This is a genomic window from Janthinobacterium violaceinigrum, from assembly GCF_009208555.1.
Classification (GTDB): domain Bacteria; phylum Pseudomonadota; class Gammaproteobacteria; order Burkholderiales; family Burkholderiaceae_D; genus Janthinobacterium; species Janthinobacterium violaceinigrum.
The window spans coordinates 233,610-253,030 of record NZ_WFLI01000003.1 but is presented as its reverse complement, the minus strand read 5'-3'; the positions used below and the strand labels follow the sequence as shown (position 1 = coordinate 253,030).

17 protein-coding genes are annotated in these 19,421 nt (G+C 66.4%); 3 read left to right on the top strand and 14 right to left on the bottom strand.

Features of this window, described 5'->3' with window-relative positions:
• Positions 1–13: 13 nt before the first annotated feature.
• Together GCN75_RS04200 and GCN75_RS04195 are read right to left on the bottom strand one after the other, a co-directional pair.
• Positions 14–1,096 (bottom strand): LLM class flavin-dependent oxidoreductase, encoded by a 1,083-nt coding sequence (locus GCN75_RS04200; RefSeq protein WP_152281485.1) that lies wholly within the window; start codon positions 1,094–1,096, stop codon positions 14–16.
• Positions 1,097–1,328: 232 nt separating this feature from the next.
• Positions 1,329–2,528 carry a sigma-54 interaction domain-containing protein gene (locus tag GCN75_RS04195; RefSeq protein ID WP_152281484.1) on the bottom strand — a complete coding sequence of 400 codons (1,200 nt, stop codon included), beginning with the start codon at positions 2,526–2,528 and terminating at the stop codon, positions 1,329–1,331.
• A gap of 158 nt (positions 2,529–2,686) precedes the next feature.
• On the opposite strand from GCN75_RS04195, the gene GCN75_RS04190 reads away from it, so the two are divergent.
• Positions 2,687–4,024, top strand: a complete 1,338-nt coding sequence (locus GCN75_RS04190; RefSeq protein WP_152281483.1) for an LLM class flavin-dependent oxidoreductase — start codon at positions 2,687–2,689, stop codon at positions 4,022–4,024.
• A gap of 3 nt (positions 4,025–4,027) precedes the next feature.
• Here the strand turns inward: GCN75_RS04190 and hmgA are convergent, their stop codons facing one another.
• The 12 genes from hmgA to GCN75_RS04130 all read right to left on the bottom strand — a co-directional run bounded on the left by hmgA (position 4,028) and on the right by GCN75_RS04130 (position 16,494).
• Positions 4,028–5,332 carry a homogentisate 1,2-dioxygenase gene (gene hmgA / locus GCN75_RS04185; RefSeq protein WP_152281482.1) on the bottom strand — a complete coding sequence of 435 codons (1,305 nt, stop codon included), beginning with the start codon at positions 5,330–5,332 and terminating at the stop codon, positions 4,028–4,030.
• Positions 5,329–5,514: a hypothetical protein gene (locus GCN75_RS04180; protein WP_152281481.1), complete on the bottom strand. Its 186-nt coding sequence runs from the start codon at positions 5,512–5,514 to the stop codon at positions 5,329–5,331. Before GCN75_RS04180 ends, hmgA begins: the two co-directional genes overlap by 4 nt.
• A 12-nt stretch (positions 5,515–5,526) precedes the next feature.
• Positions 5,527–7,206: an FAD-dependent oxidoreductase gene (locus GCN75_RS04175; RefSeq protein ID WP_152281480.1), complete on the bottom strand. Its 1,680-nt coding sequence runs from the start codon at positions 7,204–7,206 to the stop codon at positions 5,527–5,529.
• Positions 7,207–7,219: 13 nt separating this feature from the next.
• The gene (locus GCN75_RS04170; protein ID WP_226941081.1) at positions 7,220–8,575 is read right to left on the bottom strand and encodes an MFS transporter; all 1,356 of its coding nucleotides are present in this window, start codon (positions 8,573–8,575) and stop codon (positions 7,220–7,222) included.
• 218 nt (positions 8,576–8,793) lie between these two features.
• A complete protein-coding gene (locus GCN75_RS04165) occupies positions 8,794–9,192 on the bottom strand; it encodes a DUF1842 domain-containing protein (protein WP_152281479.1) in 399 nt (132 codons plus the stop codon).
• 216 nt (positions 9,193–9,408) lie between these two features.
• Positions 9,409–10,227 carry a helix-turn-helix transcriptional regulator gene (locus GCN75_RS04160; protein ID WP_152281478.1) on the bottom strand — a complete coding sequence of 273 codons (819 nt, stop codon included), beginning with the start codon at positions 10,225–10,227 and terminating at the stop codon, positions 9,409–9,411.
• 24 nt (positions 10,228–10,251) lie between these two features.
• On the bottom strand, positions 10,252–10,761 hold the full coding sequence (gene msrA / locus GCN75_RS04155; protein ID WP_152281477.1) for a peptide-methionine (S)-S-oxide reductase MsrA: 510 nt from the start codon (positions 10,759–10,761) through the stop codon (positions 10,252–10,254).
• A 61-nt stretch (positions 10,762–10,822) separates the two neighbouring features.
• Positions 10,823–12,166 carry an MBL fold metallo-hydrolase gene (locus GCN75_RS04150; RefSeq protein WP_152281476.1) on the bottom strand — a complete coding sequence of 448 codons (1,344 nt, stop codon included), beginning with the start codon at positions 12,164–12,166 and terminating at the stop codon, positions 10,823–10,825.
• Between the two features lie 114 nt (positions 12,167–12,280).
• A complete protein-coding gene (gene hemB, locus GCN75_RS04145) occupies positions 12,281–13,255 on the bottom strand; it encodes a porphobilinogen synthase (protein ID WP_152256436.1) in 975 nt (324 codons plus the stop codon).
• Positions 13,256–13,367: 112 nt separating this feature from the next.
• Positions 13,368–14,270 (bottom strand): VirK/YbjX family protein, encoded by a 903-nt coding sequence (locus GCN75_RS04140; protein ID WP_152281475.1) that lies wholly within the window; start codon positions 14,268–14,270, stop codon positions 13,368–13,370.
• A 192-nt stretch (positions 14,271–14,462) separates the two neighbouring features.
• Positions 14,463–15,815 (bottom strand): sensor histidine kinase, encoded by a 1,353-nt coding sequence (locus GCN75_RS04135; protein ID WP_152281474.1) that lies wholly within the window; start codon positions 15,813–15,815, stop codon positions 14,463–14,465.
• Entirely contained in the window at positions 15,808–16,494 is a 687-nt protein-coding gene (locus tag GCN75_RS04130; protein WP_071077124.1) for a winged helix-turn-helix domain-containing protein, read from the bottom strand. Before GCN75_RS04130 ends, GCN75_RS04135 begins: the two co-directional genes overlap by 8 nt.
• A 260-nt stretch (positions 16,495–16,754) precedes the next feature.
• Between GCN75_RS04130 and GCN75_RS04125 the strand changes: the two genes are divergently transcribed.
• Together GCN75_RS04125 and GCN75_RS04120 are read left to right on the top strand one after the other, a co-directional pair.
• Positions 16,755–17,525 carry a DUF481 domain-containing protein gene (locus tag GCN75_RS04125; RefSeq protein ID WP_152256439.1) on the top strand — a complete coding sequence of 257 codons (771 nt, stop codon included), beginning with the start codon at positions 16,755–16,757 and terminating at the stop codon, positions 17,523–17,525.
• A gap of 13 nt (positions 17,526–17,538) precedes the next feature.
• The gene (locus GCN75_RS04120) at positions 17,539–19,419 is read left to right on the top strand and encodes an esterase/lipase family protein (RefSeq protein ID WP_152281473.1); all 1,881 of its coding nucleotides are present in this window, start codon (positions 17,539–17,541) and stop codon (positions 19,417–19,419) included.
• The last annotated feature ends 2 nt before the right edge of the window (positions 19,420–19,421 follow it).

The window sequence follows — 19,421 nt, the reverse complement described above, 5'->3', positions numbered from 1 at the left end:
GAAATAGGGGGATTCAGGCCGCTTGCAGGGCCGGGGCATTCAACGCGGCGCGCACGGCCGGCAGCACGTGTTCGCCGATGCGGTAGGCTTCCTCGAAATGGGGGATGGCCGCCAGCACGAAGCTGGCTACGCCCGCCTGCGCATACGCCTGCAGCGCCGCGGCCACTTGCGCGTAGCTGCCGACCAGGGCGCCGCGGGCGCCCGTTTGCGCCTGCGCGAAGCCGGGCCAGAAGGCTGCGGCACTGCCATCGAACGCCGCATCGTCGGGCAGCCCCGCACCGCTGCGGTAGCGGCGCGCATCGCGCAAGGCTTCGTCGAACGTTTCCCGCGCCAGCACGTCGATGCGCAAGCCCGCTACCACGCCGCGGCCCAGCTGGTGCGCCTGCGTATGCAGACTGTCGATGGCAGGCTGCAGGTCCGCCACGGGCGCCGCATCGAACACGTGCACGTCGGCCTGGCGCGCCGACAGGGCCAGCGCCTCGGGCGACTCGCCCGTCAGGTAGATGCCGTTGACAGGATGGTTTGCCAGCGGCCCCTTGAAGCCGCCGTCCTGCACTTCGAAGAACTTGCCCTTGAAGCTGAACGGCGAGGTGCTCTGCACGCCGCGCGCCACCGTGATGAATTCATCGATGCGCGGCAAGATGTCGGCGTCCGGCGCCGCATCGCCCTGGCGCCGGCGTTCTGCCGCATCGCCGCCATGGCCGATCTGCCAGGCGAAGCGTCCGCCCGTGAAGCGCTGGAAGCTGACGGCGTTCTTTGCCGCATACACGGCCGAACCCCAGGCCGCGTCGAATTCGGCGATCAGTTTCAGATGGCGCGTGCTGCGGGCCAGGTAGCCGGCGACGATCCAGCTTTCATCGCCCTGCGTATCGTGGCGTATCTGGATGCCGTCGAAGCCCGAGAGATCTGCCGCGCGGGCGATCTGGTGCAGGTAATCGAAATAGTTGAACGGCGGACGCGCACCGCGCGGGTCACTCACGCCCGCCTGCAGGGGACTGGGCGCGCCGGCGGCCCGTTCGCCGCGGCGCGTGATGCCGGGCGCCGCATGGCGGCCATCGCCGCCGGTGGGCAATTGCCAGATGAATTCAATGGTCATGCATGGACTCCTGTCGTGGGTCGAAGAAAAGGCCGTACGCGCATCGCGCAGCAGCCTGCCCCACCCTCCTCGCAGAAAACATGCCATGCCCAGGATGCCCGCCGCTGCCCGCCGCTGTTGATTTGGCAGCAATCAGCTGCCCCCATGGCAGCAATGTGCTGCGCGCGCAGCAGCCATGAAAAAAGCCGGAGCCGCATCGCTGCGGGTCCGGCTCCGGGAAGCGCTCAGGCGCCTAGTCGATGGCGCCCGCCTTTTTCAGGAAGGTGCGCAGGATGTTGCGGCTCAGGTTCAGGTGTTTGGCCGTGCGCACCTGGTTGCGCTCATTGCGCTCCCACGCGGCGCGCACCAGTTCCTGCTGCATGGCCTCGAATTCCACGGCCTCGCCCGAGTCGAGCAAGGCTTGCCAGGCGCGGGCGAAGCGTTCGGCCGCCAGCAAGTCGTCCTGGCCCCCTGCGCCGTGGGCCGCGTAGGCGATATCGGCGCCGCCCGCCCACGCGTCGGGCGCGGGCCCGGGGGCCGCTGCGGGGACGGCAGCCATCGGCCTGTGCCAGCCCGACAGGCTCAGGTCCTCGGCGCGCACCGCGCCGCTGCGGCACACGAGCAGCGCGCGGTGGATGACGTTTTCCAGTTCGCGGATATTGCCCGGCCACGGGTAGGCGAGCAAGGCCTGCTGCGCATCCTGGTCCAGCTCCACTTCGCCCAGGTGCAGGCGCTGCGCATAGATGGCCATGAAGTGGCGCGTCAGCGGCATGATGTCGCCCGGGCGCTCGCGCAGGGGGCGCAGCGGCAGGCCGATCACCTGCAGGCGGTAATACAGGTCTTCGCGGAAGCGCCCGGCCCGCACGGCTTCGGCCAGGTCCACGTTGGTGGCCGCGATCAGGCGCACGTCGATGGGGATGGCGCGCCGCGCGCCCAGGCGCACCACTTCGCGCTCCTGCAGCACGCGCAGCAGCTTGACCTGCATCGCCAGCGGCAGGTCGCCGATTTCATCGAGGAACAGGGTGCCGCCGCTGGCCGTCTCGAACCAGCCGGGCTTGCCCTGCTGCGCGCCCGTAAACGCGCCCTTTTCATAGCCAAACAGTTCACTCTCGACCAGGGTTTCGGAAAACGCGCCGCAGTTGATCGCCACGAAGGTCTGCTCGGCGCGCCCGCTCAAACCGTGCACGTGGCGCGCGATCAGTTCCTTTCCCGTCCCCGTTTCGCCCGTGATCAGCACCGTCGCCTCGCTGGGGGCGATGCGCTCGATCAGTTCGTGCAGCTGGCGCGAACGGGGGTCGGCAAAGACAAAAGCCGTGGCGCGCACCAGCAAGCTCATTTGCTGCGGATCGCGGAAGGCGACCAGCGCCTCGCTGTCGCCGTCATCGCCCGCGCCGCGGGCCAGGTGGGCGCTGCGCGCGAAATCGCTGCTGAAGTTGTGGGCTAAGAGTTCCATGGGCCGACTATACCGCGCGCCATCTTCAGGCGTGAACGAATGGTGCCGCGCTAGCTTATCCGGAATTTGCATATGCGCACGCGCGTCCAGTGCTGGCCCGAACCTTGCATAGTTATTTGAAACGCGCGATGTCGCCAATCCACCACGGAGTTCCTCCCATGCCAGCACGCCAGCTCGTCCTGAACGTTTTTTTGCAACGCCACGGCCACCATCCGGCCGCCTGGCGCCATCCTTCCGCCAGCGCCAGCGGGCGGCCCGACCTGGCCTGGTGGCTGCACGCCGCCAGGCTGGCCGAGGCGGCCAAGTTCGACAGCTTTTTCATCGCCGACTTCATCGGCCGCTCCGGCGACGTCACGCCCGACACGGGCCGCGCCGCCATCGGCCTGCCCTTCGAACCTTACACCCTGCTGTCGGCGATTGCCGCCGTCACCAGCCATATCGGCCTGATCGCGACCGTCAACACCAATTACGAGCACCCGTATCACGTGGCGCGCAAATTCAGTTCGCTCGACCACCTGAGCGGCGGGCGCGCGGGCTGGAACGTCGTCTCCTCGTTTGGCGACCACACGGCGCGCAATTTCGGCATCGATGCAGCGCGTAGCCACGCGGACCGCTATGCGCGCGCCGATGAATTCGTCGCCTTGTCCAAGATGCTGTGGGATAGCTGGGATGACGAGGCGTTCGACCGGCCCGACCACGCCGCCGGCCAGTTCTACCGGCCCGAAGCTGGCCACCCGCTGGACTTCCAGGGCCAGTACTTTGCCTCGCAAGGCTTGCTGGACTTGCCCCGTCCCGTGCAAGGCCACCCCGTGCTGGTCCAGGCGGGCAATTCCGAGACGGGCCGCGAATTTGCCGCGCGCCAGGCCGAGATGGTTTACTGCTCGGCCACTTCGCTGCCCGTCGCGCAGGCGTATTACGGGGACGTGAAAGGCCGCATGGCGAAATACGGCCGCGCGCAAGACCAGTTGAAGGTCACGCCGGGGCTGTCCGTGGTGGTGGCGGAAAGCGACCAGCAGGCGCAGGACCGGTTCGGCGAACTGCAGGCGCTGGTCGACTTCGGCAACCTGGAATTCGGCGGTTTCGATCTGTCCGGCTATCCGCTCGATGGTCCCCTGCCCGACCTGCCCTACCAGGCGGGCGACAACGGCAAGGGGCGTTTCCAGCAGCAGCTGGAGCTGGCGCGCCGCGAAAACCTGAGCTTGCGCCAGCTGGTGCTGCGCTTCAGGGTCGCGCGCGGCCACCTGCAGGCCATCGGCTCCGTCAGGACGGTGGCCGACCTGATGGAGCAATGGTTCGTGGAACGGGGCGCGGATGGCTTCAATGTCGTACCGCCCCTGCTGCCGCAAGGCTTCGAGGATTTCACCCGGCTCGTGGTGCCGGAACTGCAGCGGCGCGGCCTGTTCCGCACGGAATACGCGGCCAGCACCCTGCGCGGCCACCTGGGCCTGGCGCGGCCCGCCAACCCGCACACGGCGGCGCAGGCGCGGGCCGCCTGACGATCATCCCTGGTCCGGGTCGAAATGCTTGCGCAAGCCCTGCCAGCACGTGTAGTAATCCTGTTGCAGCAATTCGCTGTTCAAGGCGAACGGCGTGGGCTTGAGGATGGTGCGCGTCTCGAACATGAAGGCCATGGTGTCGCCCACTTTCACGGGCGCGGACGTGTCGCTGTGCGAGGCTTTTTCGAACGTCTGCGCATCGGGGCCGTGGCCGGACATGCAGTTATGCAGGCTGGCGCCGCCCGGCACGAAGCCGGCCGCCTTGGCGTCGTACACGCCGTGGATCAGTCCCATGAATTCGCTGGCCACGTTGCGATGGAACCAGGGCGGCCGGAACGTGTGTTCGGCGGCCAGCCAGCGGGGCGGGAAGATGGCGAAGTCGATGGCGCCCAGCAGCGGATTTTCGCTGGGCGCCTGCAGCACGAGGAAGATCGACGGGTCCGGGTGGTCGTAGCTGATCGAGCCGATGGTGTTGAAGCGGCGCAGATCGTATTTATACGGTGCATAATTGCCATGCCAGGCCACCACGTCCAGCGGCGAATGGTCCAGGGTCGTGCGCCACAGATGGCCGCCGAACTTGGCCACCAGTTCGCACTCGCCATCGATGTCTTCATAGGCCGCGTGCGGCGTGAGGAAATCGCGGGCGTTCGCCAGGCCGTTCGAGCCGATGGGTCCCATGTCGGGCAGGCGGAAGGCCGTGCCGAAGTTTTCGCACACATAGCCGCGCGCCTGCCCGTCCGGCAGGGTCACGCGGAAGCGCACGCCGCGGGGAATCACGGCGATTTCCTGCGGTTCCAGTTCGATCAGGCCCAGTTCCGTGGCAATCGCCAGCCGGCCTTCCTGCGGCACGACCAGCAATTCGCCATCGGCCGAGTAAAAGAAGCGCTGCATGGAACGGTTGGCCGCATACACGTGGATGGCGCAGCCGCTCATCGCTTCGGCACTGCCATTGCCGGCCATCGTCTGCCAGCCGTCGATGAAGTCCACCGGCGCGGTGCCGTCGGGCAGCGGCAGCGGGTCCCAGCGCAGCTGGTTCGGCGGCGTAGGCGGCATGGCGTGGAAATCGCTGACGATGCGCGTATTGTGCAGCACGGTGAATGGCGGGTGCTGGCTGGCGGGACGGATGCGGTACAGCCACGAGCGCCGGTTCTGCGCGCGCGGCGCCGTAAAGGCCGTGCCCGACAATTGCTCCGCGTACAGGCCCAGGGGCACCTGCTGCGGCGAATTTTGCCCGTGCGGCAAGGCGCCGGGCACGGCTTCCGTGGCAAATTCGTTGCCGAAGCCGCTTTGGTAGCCGGCGCCTATCATGCCGGCTCCGCCAGCCCGTCGGCCGCGTCGCGCAGCAAACCGTGCACCACGTCGGCCTTGCCGATGGCCCCCATGGCCAGCAAGGCGAAACGGGCCAGGAACAAGGGCGAGCGCTGCTCGCCCAGGCCGCCCATGGTGTGGCACAGCTCCGTGTACAGATTATCCAGTTCGATGTCGGTCATATTGTCTCCTTGTTACTTGTATTCGACGATGCCGGCCGCCGCCAGTGCCGCCGCCACCTGCCCTGCCCGCACCTGCCGCCAGCGTCCCAGCATGTGGCCGTCCGGACGCACGAGGTAAAACGTGCCGGGCTGCGCGTCAAACAGCGAGAATACCTGCGCCGTGTGGTCCCAGGCGCACTCTTGCGCCCCGCTGCGGCAAATCGCCACGGTCGCCAGCGGCAAGGTGTCGCCCAGCGCCGCCAGTGCGGATGGTACAGACCCATCCTCGCTGAAGTACAGTCCCGTGAAATGGCCATCCGCGCGTGTCACCAGACCGGTAATATACCCCGCTTTTTGCGCGCCGTCGTGCAGCAGCGCCAGCGGACATTCGGGCAAGACCGTGCCCGGCGCGGGGCCGGCGGCAAACGTGTCAAGGTCCGGCGCATTCAGGGCCGACTGCGCATACGCGATGGCGCTCGTCTGGCGCGGGTTGATCAGCGAGCGCACGTGCGCATGCTTGCTTGCCAGGCCCAGCACGGCCGTGCGCATGAGATCGAAGGCGAACGTGGGCGGCGCCATGAATTCCGTGCTTTTCGTGCCGTGGCGCAGGTTTTCACGGGCGGCGTACACGCGCTCGTCCGAATAACTGTCCAGCAAGGCATGGGGCGCCTGGCCCTTGACCACGTAGGCGAGTTTCCAGGCCAGGTTGTCCGCATCGTCGATGCCCGAGTTCGCTCCGCGCACGCCGAAGATGGGCACCAGGTGGGCCGCATCGCCCGCGAACAGCACGCAACCGTGCCGGTATCTGTCCAGGGTCAGGGCGTTGGCTTTATAGATGGTGATCCACACGGGATGCCACGGCGCCGTTTCCCCCATCATGGCCAGCAGGCTGTCCACGCGGGGCGCCACGTTTTCCAGCAGCACGGCCGCCTGCGCATCCTCGTCGTCGCGCAACTGGTAATCGATGCGCCAGATATCGTCGGGCTGCTTGTGCACCAGCACGGTCGAGCCGGGATTCGACGGCGGGTCGAAATACGCGAGGCGCTCCGTGGGACGGCTGCTTTTCAGGTGGATGTCGACGATCACATAGCGGCCTTCATAGCTGGTGCCCTGCAGTTTCAGACCCAGCGCCTCGCGCACCACGCTGCGCCCCCCATCGGCCGCCACCAGCCAGTCCGTGTCGATATTGTAGGTCTCGTGCGGCGTCGCCACGGTGACGGTGGCGCCGTCGGCGCGCTGCTGCACGCCGGTGACCCGCGTCTGCCAGCGGATATCGATCAGTCCGGGCTGGCGTTCGGCCGCGTCGAGCAGGAATTGCTCGATATGGTATTGCGCCAGGTTGACCATGGGCGGCAGCTTCTGGTTCGCGTCCTGCGGCATCGTGAAGTGCAGCACTTCTTCCTCGCGGTAAAAGCTGCGCCCGCCCGCCCACGGCAAGCCCTTGGACAGGAAACCGTCGAGCGCGCCCAGGCGTTCGATGATTTCCAGGCTGCGCCGCGAGATGCAGATGGCGCGGCTGCCCGTGCAGACGCCGTCGTCCGCCTCGATCAGCACGCTGCGCACGCCGTGGCGGGCCAGGCCCAGGGCCGTGGCCAGGCCCACGGGGCCGCCGCCCACGATCAGGACGGGCACGTGCTGCGTGCCTGCGCCGGCCGGTTTGCCTGGCGGATACACCTTCGGCACATGGGGGTAAGGGTGAAACGTGTCGCTCATGATGGTGTCCTCTTCAAGATTGTTCTTTGCCGGCACTGCGCGCGATGGGCAGGGTCAGCACGATGGCCGCACCGGCCACCAGCAGCACGCTGGCGTACAGCAAACCCGTGGCAAAGCTGTGCGTGAAATCCTTCAGCCAGCCCACGACGACGGGATTCAGGGCCGAGCCGATATTGCCCGTGGCATTGATGACGGCGATGCCGATGGCGCGCGCGCCCAGGCTCAGGGCCCGGTCCGGCGTCGTCCAGAAGACGGACATGGCCGTGTAGGCGCCCGTCGAGGCCATGCACACGCCCAGCAGTTGCACGACGGGATTGCCCGCATACGCGGTGAGCAGCCAGCCAAGCGCCGACAGCAGCATGGGCCAGACGATGTGCCAGCGGCGTTCCTGCAAGCGGTCCGAGCGGCGGCCCCAGGCAATCATGCCGATGACGGTGCACACTTGGGGGATGGCGGCCAATAAACCGATTTTCGTATTGCTGGCGTCGCCGCTGAAACTTTTCACGATCAATGGCGTCCACACGGCCACCATCGCCAGGGTATTCACCAGGCAAAAGTAGGCGACGCCGAATTTCAATACGGTGGGCGAGCACATTTCCGCCAGCACCGAGGTATTTTGCCGGGGCGCCACGGTTTTTTGCTCGGCCGCCAGCATGCGCGCCAGCACTTGCCGTTCCAGCTTGCCCAGCCAGCTGGCCTTGGCGGGCGAATCGTCCAGGTAGCCGTACACGGCCAGGCCCAGCAGAACGGAAGGCATGCCTTCGAGCAAGAACAGCCATTGCCAGCCCTTCAAGCCCCAGTGGCCGTCCAGGCCCAGGATCAGGCCCGACAGGGCCGAACCGATGGCGGCCGTCACCGGCATGGCGATCATGAACAGGGCATTGGCCCGCGCCCGGTAGGCGCTGGGAAACCAGTACGTCAGGTATAGCAGCATGCCGGGCAGGAAGCCCGCCTCCGTCACGCCCACCAGAAAGCGCAGCGCATACAGGCTGGCCGGGCCGCTGGCAAACAGGGTCGCCGTCGAGGCCAGGCCCCAGGCGATCATCATGGAGCCTATCCATTTACGGGCGCCGATACGGGCCAGCACGATGTTGCTGGGAATGCTGCAAGCGATGTAGGCGATGTAGAACAGGGTGGTGGCAAAACCAAACTGGGTGCCGGACAGGCCCAGGTCTTGCATCATGGTCAGGCCGGCAAAGCCGATATTGATGCGGTCCAGAAAGGAAAACACGAACAGCAGGAACAAAAATCCCAGCAGATGGCGCGAAACCTTGCGCATCACCTGCTGTTCCAGTTGCAAGGTGGCAGCGTCGGGGACGGGCGCCGTGGTGGCGGACGTGGCGGGGCTGGCCGCTTGGGCGATGGTCATGCTGGTCTCCATAAGGTGTCGCTCTCCCCTTGTTGATTTTATTGGGTGAGAGTGGCCGGATGCTCCGGCTTGAGACACAGTATGCAGACGACTACGCCGACGGCTGTCCCCATTTTGAGGACAAACGCCGGCCGGAAGAACTAGGCAGCAGACGCAAAAACGGCGGCGCTCCCGGAAAGAGCGCCGCCGCCCAGGCAGGCTGCCGTCAGCGGGCAAGCTTAGCCGCGTTTCTTGATCGGCACGTTATCGACCTTCTGTTGGTCGTAGCTGAAGGAGCCGTGACCGCTCCAGTTGTTGTCGGTGACAAAGGTAGCTTCAAACTTGGCCAGGTAGCTGCCAATGGCAGGTGGCGTCGCGGACACGACATATTCGCCGCTCAGGCTGAATACGCGCGTGGCCTTGCCCAAGCCCAGGCCGTGCACGGGGCCGCTGACGGGACGGATCACCACGCGGCCGTGCGGTGGCGCGATCGATTGCGTAATCAGCGCTTCGCCGCTGACGGTACCGTCGTCGGGATTGTAAAACAGGGCCAGATTCAGGATTGGTGCGCCAGGCAAGCCGAGATTGCCGGCCGTCAGATACACGTGTTCTACCGCATTCAATTCAGATGTGGACACAATCTACTCCTTCTTGGAATGATTTATGAGCCATGGACAACGGAGATCGCGGGACGCGACAGGCATTGGCTATCAGCCTTGCCGATGGCGGCCATGCATCGGCGCATCGACACTCTGCAGATAGCATAGCCGCTATTTTCGTGTCAATATGCTCACATTATTGCCTTGAATTTCAGCAATTTTATGCTGTGCCCCCTGGGTGGGGTCAGCTAGCATTTATATTGCTCGCGGCCCTAGACATAGCGCAAACAATTGTCGCTGGCTGGAAATACCCAGGCGTTTATAGGCGCGCTTCTGATACGTGGTGACGCTCGATGGCTGGACGCCCATGGTGTCGGCAATCTCCACGGCCGTCAGTCCCTCGAGCACGCCGCGCAGCACGTCGAGCTCGCGCTTGCTCAGTTGCGGACCGTGCTGGCGCAACCGGGCCAGCATCATGGGCGAGACGCCTTGCGGGGGCTGGCCGTTCAGGCTGTAGTGGTGTCTGGCCGCATACGCGAGCAGCGGCGACAGGGTTTCGATGGCGGCAATTTCGCCGGGCTGGAACTGGCCCTGGCTGCTGTCGCGGTAGAAATTGACAGACAGCCAGATATCGCTGGCCGGCTGCACCAGCAGGGCCAGCCGGTCCGACACATTCGGCCTCTGGTAGCAGGCGGCGCGGTAGCCGGGGTGGCGGATCTCGTCGCTGGCTTGCTGGTGCAGCACGATGGCGGGGTCGCGCCTGGGCCGCGCAGAGGGCGCGATGATGCTCTGGTTGCCGTCGAGCGCATAGTAATGGCGCGCGTAGCTGTCCGCGATATCCTGCAAGAACCGCCCGCCGCGCCGGTCGGCCACGGCCACCGTGCGGGGCCGGTTGCCGAATTCATAGGCAAAGATCGTGCACTGGGCGATGGGCGCGGCCGTGCTGGCCGTTTTCAGGATGGCGCCCGCCATGGCATTGACGTCCGCATGGCCGATGGCAGCCACCAGATCGAGGGCGCGTCCCAGATCCAGCTGCCCTTCCGCCTGCCGCCGTTCCACCTGCCAATAGCGCATGCCGCCTCCCCTGCCCGCCAGGTCTTATTGCTGCCGCTGCGGCAAGACCCAGTCCGGCCGGATGTAGTGGCAGGTATAGCCGTGCGGCAAGCGCTGCAGATAGTCCTGGTGCTCCGGTTCCGCTTCCCAAAATGGGCCGGCCGGCGCCACTTCCGTCACCACCTTGCCTGGCCACAGGCCGGAGGCGTCGACGTCGCGGATGGTGTCCTCGGCCACCAGCCGTTGCGCTTCGCTCGTGTAATAGATGGCCGAGCGGTAGCTGGTGCCGCGGTCGTTGCCCTGGCGGTTTTCCGTGCTGGGGTCGTGGATCTGGAAGAAAAACTCCAGGATCTTGCGGTAGCTGATGGTGTTCGGGTCGATAATGATTTCAATCGCTTCCGCGTGCGTGCCATGGTTGCGGTAGGTGGCGTTGGCCACGTCGCCGCCGCTGTAGCCCACGCGCGTGGCGATCACGCCCGGATAGCGGCGCAGCAAGTCTTGCACGCCCCAGAAGCAGCCGCCGGCCAGGATCGCGATTTCGTTGTTTTGTGTCATGTTGATCATTCCTTGATCTGAGATACGGAATCGTTCATCTTACCCTGTCGCGCGATTTTCTTCAGCGGGCCAGCAAGCGCTTGAGCTGCGCCGCCTGGTAGGCGCCGATGGCGTCGTTGAACAGGCAGCGGATCAAGGGGTCGTCGACGATGTCGGCCTCGCTTAATGCAGCCTGCGTGGCCCCGTCGAAATCGCCATCGTTGATGCGCATGTACATCGACGTCAGCGATTCGCCCAGCACCAGCGCCGCATGGCATTTCACCAGCGGCACTTCCGTCGTCCAGCCCGGCGCCTCGTCCGTGGCGGGCACGAGGTCGATCAAGTCGCCGTGCGTGCGGTAATGCAGGACGGTGGCCGCGCCGTCATGGCCGTACAGCGACAGGCGCCACAGCCGCGGCGCCTGGAAATAGCTGTCGTCGGACAGCTCCATGTCGCGGTAGCGTTCGAGCAAGCCGTTGCTGCAGAAATCGAGCACCAACGCGGCATCGGCTGCGTTCAAGGGCGCGAAACGCCGCGCGATGTCCGCCGTGGCGGGAGGCGGCGCCTCTGGCCGGTAATCGAAATCCACATCCTGCGGGCCCACGGGCACGACCCAGGGCAGCGGCGCGGCCGGCGTCAAGCCCTGCGCATCGAGCAGCACGGACGTGGACGGGTCGAGCTGGAAGATATGCGCGTCCGGCAGCGCGGCGCCCATTTCCTCGGCAAAGCGCCGGTAGGTGATGGGGAACATCGCGTGGTTGTACCAGGACCAGTCTTCCTGCACGAACTGGCAGGAGCTGGGCACGAGGTAGCGGGGAGCGAGCGCGCGCAGCTGCGGCACCCAGTCGTCCGGAAAATCGACGTGGCCGCGCGCCGCCTGCGACGGCGCAATGACGGCGATCTCGCGCATGGTCTGGAACGGCCACAGCACCATATCCCAGGGCGCGAACGCGGCCAGCTGTTCGAGCGTCTCGGGGCCGATCCAGGAATCGACGACATTCAACACGTTCAAGCCGGCGGCGCGTACCTGGAACAGCGAATCGACGTCGTCGTCCAGCGCGCGGCGCGGAATCACCTCGATGGCGCCCACCCGCACGGGCACGTCCACATGCAGCTTCTCCACCTGCGTAAAGCCGAGCGCGCGCAGCATGGCGAACAGTTCGTCGAAGACGCAGTACAGGTAGATGGGCGTGGCGCGGTCGAGCGTATCGAGACTGTCGAGCGAGCAGTGGTCGTCGTGGAAGTGCGAGATGAAGACGGCATCCCAGCGCAGCCGGCGCACGGCGTCCAGGTCGAAGCGCACGGGCGGAAACGCGTGGCAGTTGCGGCTGAACGGGTTTTCGACGATGGGGTCGAAGGCGATGGCCGTGCCTTCGCATTCGAAGACATAGCCGGCGTGCAGGATGCGGGAGATTTTCAGGGGCATGGGGAAATCGGAGTAGACCCAACAGCGGGTACCGGGGTCGGCCCCTGAGGGTCCGACCCCGGAATTTGCTTTTGGGTTGAAGAAGGATTGCTAGCGGTACGCCGCCAACTTGCCTCAGTATGGATTGTTCAGCACATCCATCGCAAAATACGTGAAGATCATGTCCGCGCCTGCGCGCTTGATGGCGCCCAGGGTTTCCTGCACCACGCGGCGCTCGTCGATGGCGCCTGCCTGCGCGGCGAACTTGATCATCGCGTATTCGCCGCTGACCTGGTAGGCGCCGATCGGCAGGCGCGTCGCTTCGCGCAGGTCGCGGATGATGTCCAGGTAAGCGCCGGCCGGTTTCACCATCAGCGCGTCGGCGCCTTCCGCTTCGTCGATCAGGGATTCGCGCACCGCTTCGCGGCGGTTCATCGGGTCCATCTGGTAGGTCTTGCGGTCGCCCTTCAGGGTGCTGCCGGCCGCGTCGCGGAACGGGCCGTACAGGCCGGAAGCGAATTTGGTGGAATACGCCATCACGGGCGTATCGTGGAAGCCGGCCGCGTCCAGCGCGCTGCGGATGGCCGCCACCTGGCCATCCATGGCGGCCGACGGGGCGATGATGTCGGCGCCCGCCTGGGCCGCGATGACGGCTTGCTTGCCCAGGTTCAGCACCGTGCTGTCATTGTCGACCGTGTCGCCATGCAGGATGCCGCAATGGCCGTGGTCCGTGTATTCGCAGAAGCAGGTGTCGGACATGACCACCATTTCCGGCACGGCGTCCTTGATGATACGCGACATGCGGGCCACCAGGCCGTCCGGGTTCAGGGTATCCGTGCCGTGGCTGTCCTTGTGGTGCGAAATGCCGAAGGTCATGACGGAGCGCAGGCCGGCGCGCGCATAGCGTTCCACTTCCTGCGCCAGCTTCGCTTCGGGAATGCGGCGCACGCCGGGCATGGACTTGATGTCGATGAAATCGCTGGAACCTTCGTCGACGAAGATCGGCAGGACCAGGTCGCGCGGATTGATCTCGGTTTCGCGGAACAGCTCGCGCAGTTGCGGTGTCGCGCGCAGGCGGCGCATGCGCGAAGTGGGAAATTGTGCTGGCATGGTATGACTGGCTTCAGGTTGAGAACGCCCGCAAGTATACGCCGATCGCGCCGATTGCGCCGGGCTGCCCGGCAAAAAAGCCGCGCAGGTCAAAAAATGCCGCCCGGTGCCTTCATTGCGCGTGCAGCAGGGCCGCCACTTGCCAGCGCATGTCCGCCGCCAGCTGCACCAGCATGGCGCCGCGGCGACGCGCGTCCGCGCGTTTTTTCGACGGCACCTGCTCCAGGTCCGGCATCCGGCAAGGGCCGCATGGCAGGCGGTAATTGCCGTCGCTGGTGGGCAGCGCGTGCAGTTCCCGCCACGCCAGGTCGTAATCGCAGGAGATGTGGCGGCGCCGGCGCCAGTTCAGCGCGATGCGGTTGGCGTTGCTGACCAGGTCCAGGTGGCTGCAGCCGAAAAAATCGCCGAGGTCGCGCAAGGCGGCCACCATCAGGTTTTTCGGCCGGCAGCCGTGCAGCGCCCGCGTGGCCTCTTTCACGGCCTGCGCGCCCGCCTGCGAGCGCAAGCCCTGCAAGGCGCCCAGCTGGATGGCGTTACCGCCAGGCTGAGGCCGGAACAGGAAGCTGGCCAGGTACAGCGAGACGCCGTCGCGCGTCAGGCGCAGGCACAGCTCCCCTTCGCGGTGGCTGTCGTGGATGGCCGTCAGCTGCAGGCGGTAGGTGGCGCCGTCCTTGCCTTCGATGGCGGCCAGCACCAGCGCGCGCCGCGCCACGTGGTCCACCAGCGCACGGGCACCTGCCTGCCACAGGAAGCGGTAATGTCCGCACAGCAGGTCCACGCGGGCCGCACAGCCGAAGCGGCGGCTGGCGTAGGGACGGTAGATCTTGTACAGCAGACTGGGATGGGCTTGCGCCAGCGCCGTCAGGCCCGGCGTGCCGGCGATGAAGGCTTGCCAGCGCGCGCGCTGCACGGGAAAGACGAGCGCACCCAGCGCAGCCTTGATGCGGTGGCCATGCTGGCGCAGTGGCGCCGGCTGCGGCGCGGCGTTGTCGCCGATGGCGGTAAAAGTATGCATGCGAACAGCTCTACGACGGGTCTGGATGAACGGGACGCGGCGACGGCCGCTGGCAGCCCGGGGCCGGCGGCTGTACGCTGGCAGCCGCTTTGCGCCGGGTAGAGGGGATGATAGGGGGAGGTGAAAACGAAGGGGGTTACAAGTTGGTAATGTGCCGATATGCCACACCGGCCCGCTGCCGGCTCCGACGGCCTAGCGCAGCAGACGCAGGCGCAGGCGCAAGCCCGGCGCCGCATCCTCGATTTCCAGGCTGCCCCCGTGCAGGGCTGCGATGGCCGCCACGATGGACAGGCCCAGGCCATTGCCGGGCAAATGGCGGCTCTTGTCGAGGCGGTAGAAGCGCTGCGTCAGCTTCGGCAATTCTTCGCTGGGCACGCCGGGGCCGTTGTCGCGCACGGCCAGCCAGCTGCCCTGCGCGTCGCTGCCGGCCGACACTTCCACCGTGGCGCCCGGCCCCGCATACTTGATGGCGTTGTCGACCAGGCTGGCCAGCGCGCTGCCCAGCAGGTTGCGATCGCCGCGCGCCGGCACGCCCTCGCCATACATCTGCACCAGCAGCACGCCCTGCTCGTCGGCCGTGGCCTCGTACATTTCCACGATGTCGGCGCCGATCTGGTGCAGGTCGATGTCATTGAAATTCTCGGGACGCATGCCCGATTCGGCCGCCGCGATCTGCAGCAGCTTGTCGAACACGCGCGTCAGGTCGTCGATGTCGTCGATGGCCGCCTGCGACGCAGCCTCAAAGCCCGCCACGCTCTGCTGCTGGCGCAAGGCGCCGTCGAGCTTGTTGCGGATGCGCGCCAGCGGCGTGCGCAAGTCGTGCGCAATGGCGTTCGACACGTGGCGCACGCCTTCCATCAGGTGCTCGATGCGGTCGAGCATGCGGTTGATATCGCGGCTCAGCAAGCCGAATTCATCCTCGCTGGAGACGGGAATGCGCCGGCTCAGGTCTCCCGCCTCGATTTCGCCCGCCGTGCGCCGGATCTGCCCGATGCGCGCCTCGAGCTGGCGGCGGAACAGCCAGGCGCCCGCCACCACGAGCAGGATGGCCACCCCGCCGCCATAGGCCAGCGAGCGCAGCACCAGGGTGCGGATCGACTTGCCCTCTTCCATGTCGCGCCCCACGAACAGGCGCGCGCCGCCCGCCAGGTCGCGGATCAGCATGCGCGCGGGCACCCTGCGCCCTTCGCGCGTGACGTCGCGGTGCAGCAGCCGGCCCACGGGGCTGCCCGCATCGGGCCAGGACGACAGGTTGCCGGCCACGCGGCGGCCATCGGCGTCCACCAGCAAGAAAATCTCCGTGTCGCTGTCGGTGCGGTCCGTGAGCAAATGGGCAATTTCCGCCGTCGTGCGGCTGGCATCGCCCTGCTCGTACAGCGCGGCAAGGCGTTCCGACAGCAGGACCAGCTTGCGGTCCACGCTGCGGTCCAGCACGCCGATGGTGCCGAAATAGAACACGGCGCAGACGATGCTGATCGAGACGACCACCAGCACGCCGTAGCCGAGCGCCAGGCGGGCCGCGATCGAGCGGTGCAAATTACGCACCGTCGAGCACGCCCAGGGTGTAGCCGACGCCGCGCACCGTGTGGATCAGCGGCGGCGAAAATTCCTTGTCGACCTTGGTGCGCAAGCGGCTCACCTGCACATCGATGACGTTCGTCTGCGGGTCGAAATGGTAGTCCCACACGGCTTCGAGCAGCATGGCGCGCGTGACGGACTGGCCCTGGTGGCGCATCAGGTATTCCAGCAGGCGGAATTCGCGCGGCTGCAGGGCGATTTGCCGGTTGGCGCGCGTCACGCGCATGGTGCGCATGTCGAGCACCAGGTCGGCCACCTGCAGCTGCGTCGATTCGGGCACGGGCGCGGCGCGCCGCAGCAGCGCCTCGATGCGCGCCAGCAGTTCGGCGATGGCGAACGGTTTCGACAGGTAGTCGTCGCCGCCGCTGCGCAAGCCGCGCACGCGCTCGTCGACGCTGGACAGGGCCGACAGCACCAACACGGGCGTGTTGCGGCCCATGCCGCGCAGGCGCGCGACGATGGCCAGGCCATCGATCTCGCCGGGCAGCAGGCGGTCGAGCACCAGCGCATCCCAGTCTTCGCCGCAGGCCAGGCGCATGCCGTCGATGCCGTTGTCGCAAGCGGTCACGTCGTGGCCCGCCTCGCGCAGGCCGGCACAGATATAGCGGGAAGTTTCGGCTTCGTCTTCGATGACCAGGCAGCGCACGGGGAATTCCTTGTAAAGAGCGGGACAGTAAACATGCGCAGCATACGCCAGGCGCGCGCCACTTGCCAGTCCCGTCGCGTGCGGCAAACGATGGCAGGGTCGGGTACAATACAGCCTCGACAATGTTTGGTCGCGCCCGCGCGCGCATGTTTGCGCGCATATTTATATGGCGCCGCCCCGCTTGCCGCAGCCTGCATAGCCTACCACTGCCACTAACGAACAGCAGGCGCGCCTGGCGCGCGCCACAGACAAATACAGCCATGAAATCGACCCACTCTCTCGCACTGGCGCTGGCCATCGCCTGCGGCAGCGCCGCCGCCGCAGACACCAAACAAAGCATGCTGTTCGATGAAATTCCCATCGGCAGCTGGAGCACGTCCGCCGAACTGGGTGCCATCACCACCTCGGGCAATACGGTGGGCACTTCCGTCACGGGCAAGATCGACGCGCGCCAGGAACTCGATGACTGGAGCAACCAGTACATCTTCAGCGGTTACTTCAAGGAAGACGAAACGACCAACGACGACGGCCAGAAGATCCGCGAACGCTCGGCCGAGCGTTTTTCCGCCTCCGCCAAGGCCGCCTACAAGCTGATGGCCGACCATGAAAAACTGTTCGTGCTCGCCTCGCACGTGAACGACAAGTTCGGCGCCTACACCAAGTACTCGACCCTGGCCGTCGGTCATGGGTCGCGCTGGTACCAGTCGAGCGACAAGAGCGTCGACGTGGAAGTCGGTCCTGGCTATTTCAGCGGCACCAACGACACGGGCGAATCGGAACACGGCCTGACGGTGCGCGGCGCGGCCGCCATGAAGTGGAAGATCAGCCAGTCGGCGATGTTCACACAGACCGTCAGCGTGGAACGGGGCACCTCGAACACCCACTCGATCGCCGAGACGGCCCTCAGCACCAAGATCAACGGCACCATGCAGATGAAGGCCGCCTTCAGCGCCCGCAACGATACGCGCGTACCGGACGACAAGAAGAACACGGATACGCAAACGTCGCTGACCCTGGTCTACTCGTTCTAGGACGCGCCCGACCATGCCGACGCTGATGCGGCGCCTGCGCGCCTGCGCCCTCGTGTGCGCCGCGGCGCTGCTGAGCGGCTGCGCCGCCGTCACCGTCAGCGCGATCTCGCCGGCCGACTACCTGCAGCAGCGGCGCGGCGACATCCTCACCACGGGGAAATTGAGTGCCGCCGCCAGCGAAGTGCTGCGCATCATCGGCAGCGACATCGCCACCTGCGAAGCCAATACGGGCAGCTGCCGCGCCGACCTGGCCCGCTCCGAGCTGCTCAGCGACGAGCAGCGCCTGGCCACCCTGTCCGAACTGTGGCTGGAAAGCGCGCTGGCAGAAGAAAAGCAAGGCGGCCACGCCAGCGCCGAACTGCTGGCCGCCTGGCTGGAATCGGCCCGCTACGCCTATGCCTACCTGTTCTACACGACGCGCACGCCGGGCCAGCGCGCCTTCGAGGAGCGCCAGACGCAAATCCGCGACTACTACAACTACGCCGTGCAAAAGGCCGTCGGCAACCTGTTCCGCCACCGCGGCGAATACCGCCCCGACGGCCATGTGATCCGCGTCGCCGGCTGGCAGATCGACAGCGAATTGTCGGCCCTGCGCCTGCCCGAGGACGGCACCCTGCCCGAAGAATTGCTGCCGGCCACCTCGCTGTCGTTTTCCGGCCTGCGCAATGTGTACCGGCGCGACGGTTTCGGCGCCGACCTGGTGGCCGTCATGCCCAAGCCCGGCGCGCAAAAAGGCGAGTACGTGCCCTACCAGGAAACCCGCTTCCCCGTCGTCACGGCGCTGATCCGCTTCGACGGCAACAGCCTGCAGGAAGTGCTGGCCACGCAGCAGCTGCTGGTGATGCTGGTCGACCCGACGCGCAGCGAATCGACGCGCATGGCGGACCAGGAACTGCCCGTGGCGGCCAATTTCACGGCCGGCTACGGCCTGTGGCTGGCCCGCTCCGGCTTCGGCGTGCAGGCGCTGCGCACCCTGTTCGGCCGCGCCGACGGCATATCCCGCCCGCAGGTGCACCTGATGCAGCCCTACGACCCGGCCAAGCGCACCATCGTCATGCTGCACGGCCTGGCCAGCAGCCCGGAAGCGTGGATCAACGTGGCAAATGAACTGATGGGCGACGAGCAGCTGCGCCGCCGCTACCAGATCTGGCAGGTCTATTATCCGAGCAATGCGCCGCTGGCGGCCAACAATGCCGCCATCCGCCAGGCGCTTGCCGCCACCCTGGCCCAGTTCGACCCGTCGGCCAAGGCCGCCGCCGCGAACGACATGGTCTTGATCGGCCACAGCATGGGCGGCGTGCTGGCGCGCCTGATGGTGTCCGACGCCAGCAACACCCTGCTCGACGCCATCACGGAAGAATACAATTTGAAGGGCAAGAAGGCGGAAAAAGTACGCGCCGGCCTGGCGCCCTACCTGAATTTCACGGCCATGCCGCAGGTGAACCGCGCCATCTTCATCGCCGCGCCCCACCGCGGCACCTCGTTCGCCAACCACAAGGTGGCGCGCTGGATCGCCAACCTGGTGACGCTGCCCATCACCATGCTCGACCAGCTGTCGGACGCGGCCGGCAGCCTGGCGCAGCTCGACACGGGCAGCAGCGAACCGCTGCGCATCCCCAACAGCATCGATAATCTCAGCGACAAGGACCCGTTCGTGCGCCTGGTGGCAGACCTGCCCATCAGCCCGAAAGTGCGCTATTACTCCATCATGGGCAACGACACGCCGGACCTGCCGCTGGCGGAATCGAGCGACGGCGTGGTGCCCTACGCCAGCGCCCACCTCGACGGCGCGCAGTCGGAAAAAGTCATCCCTTCGTGGCACAGCGTGCAGGAAAGCCCGCAGGCGATCCTGGAGATACGGCGGATTTTGCGGCTGCCGGACAGCCTGCCCTGAGC

Coding starts and splice junctions, on each gene's coding strand:
- GCN75_RS04200 (WP_152281485.1), bottom strand. CDS start 1,096: ATGACCATTGAATTCATCTGGCAATTGCCCACCGGCGGCGATGGCCGC.
- GCN75_RS04195 (WP_152281484.1), bottom strand. CDS start 2,528: ATGGAACTCTTAGCCCACAACTTCAGCAGCGATTTCGCGCGCAGCGCC.
- GCN75_RS04190 (WP_152281483.1), top strand. CDS start 2,687: ATGCCAGCACGCCAGCTCGTCCTGAACGTTTTTTTGCAACGCCACGGC.
- hmgA (WP_152281482.1), bottom strand. CDS start 5,332: ATGATAGGCGCCGGCTACCAAAGCGGCTTCGGCAACGAATTTGCCACG.
- GCN75_RS04180 (WP_152281481.1), bottom strand. CDS start 5,514: ATGACCGACATCGAACTGGATAATCTGTACACGGAGCTGTGCCACACC.
- GCN75_RS04175 (WP_152281480.1), bottom strand. CDS start 7,206: ATGAGCGACACGTTTCACCCTTACCCCCATGTGCCGAAGGTGTATCCG.
- GCN75_RS04170 (WP_226941081.1), bottom strand. CDS start 8,575: ATGACCATCGCCCAAGCGGCCAGCCCCGCCACGTCCGCCACCACGGCG.
- GCN75_RS04160 (WP_152281478.1), bottom strand. CDS start 10,227: ATGCGCTATTGGCAGGTGGAACGGCGGCAGGCGGAAGGGCAGCTGGAT.
- msrA (WP_152281477.1), bottom strand. CDS start 10,761: ATGACACAAAACAACGAAATCGCGATCCTGGCCGGCGGCTGCTTCTGG.
- GCN75_RS04150 (WP_152281476.1), bottom strand. CDS start 12,166: ATGCCCCTGAAAATCTCCCGCATCCTGCACGCCGGCTATGTCTTCGAA.
- hemB (WP_152256436.1), bottom strand. CDS start 13,255: ATGCCAGCACAATTTCCCACTTCGCGCATGCGCCGCCTGCGCGCGACA.
- GCN75_RS04140 (WP_152281475.1), bottom strand. CDS start 14,270: ATGCATACTTTTACCGCCATCGGCGACAACGCCGCGCCGCAGCCGGCG.
- GCN75_RS04125 (WP_152256439.1), top strand. CDS start 16,755: ATGAAATCGACCCACTCTCTCGCACTGGCGCTGGCCATCGCCTGCGGC.
- GCN75_RS04120 (WP_152281473.1), top strand. CDS start 17,539: ATGCCGACGCTGATGCGGCGCCTGCGCGCCTGCGCCCTCGTGTGCGCC.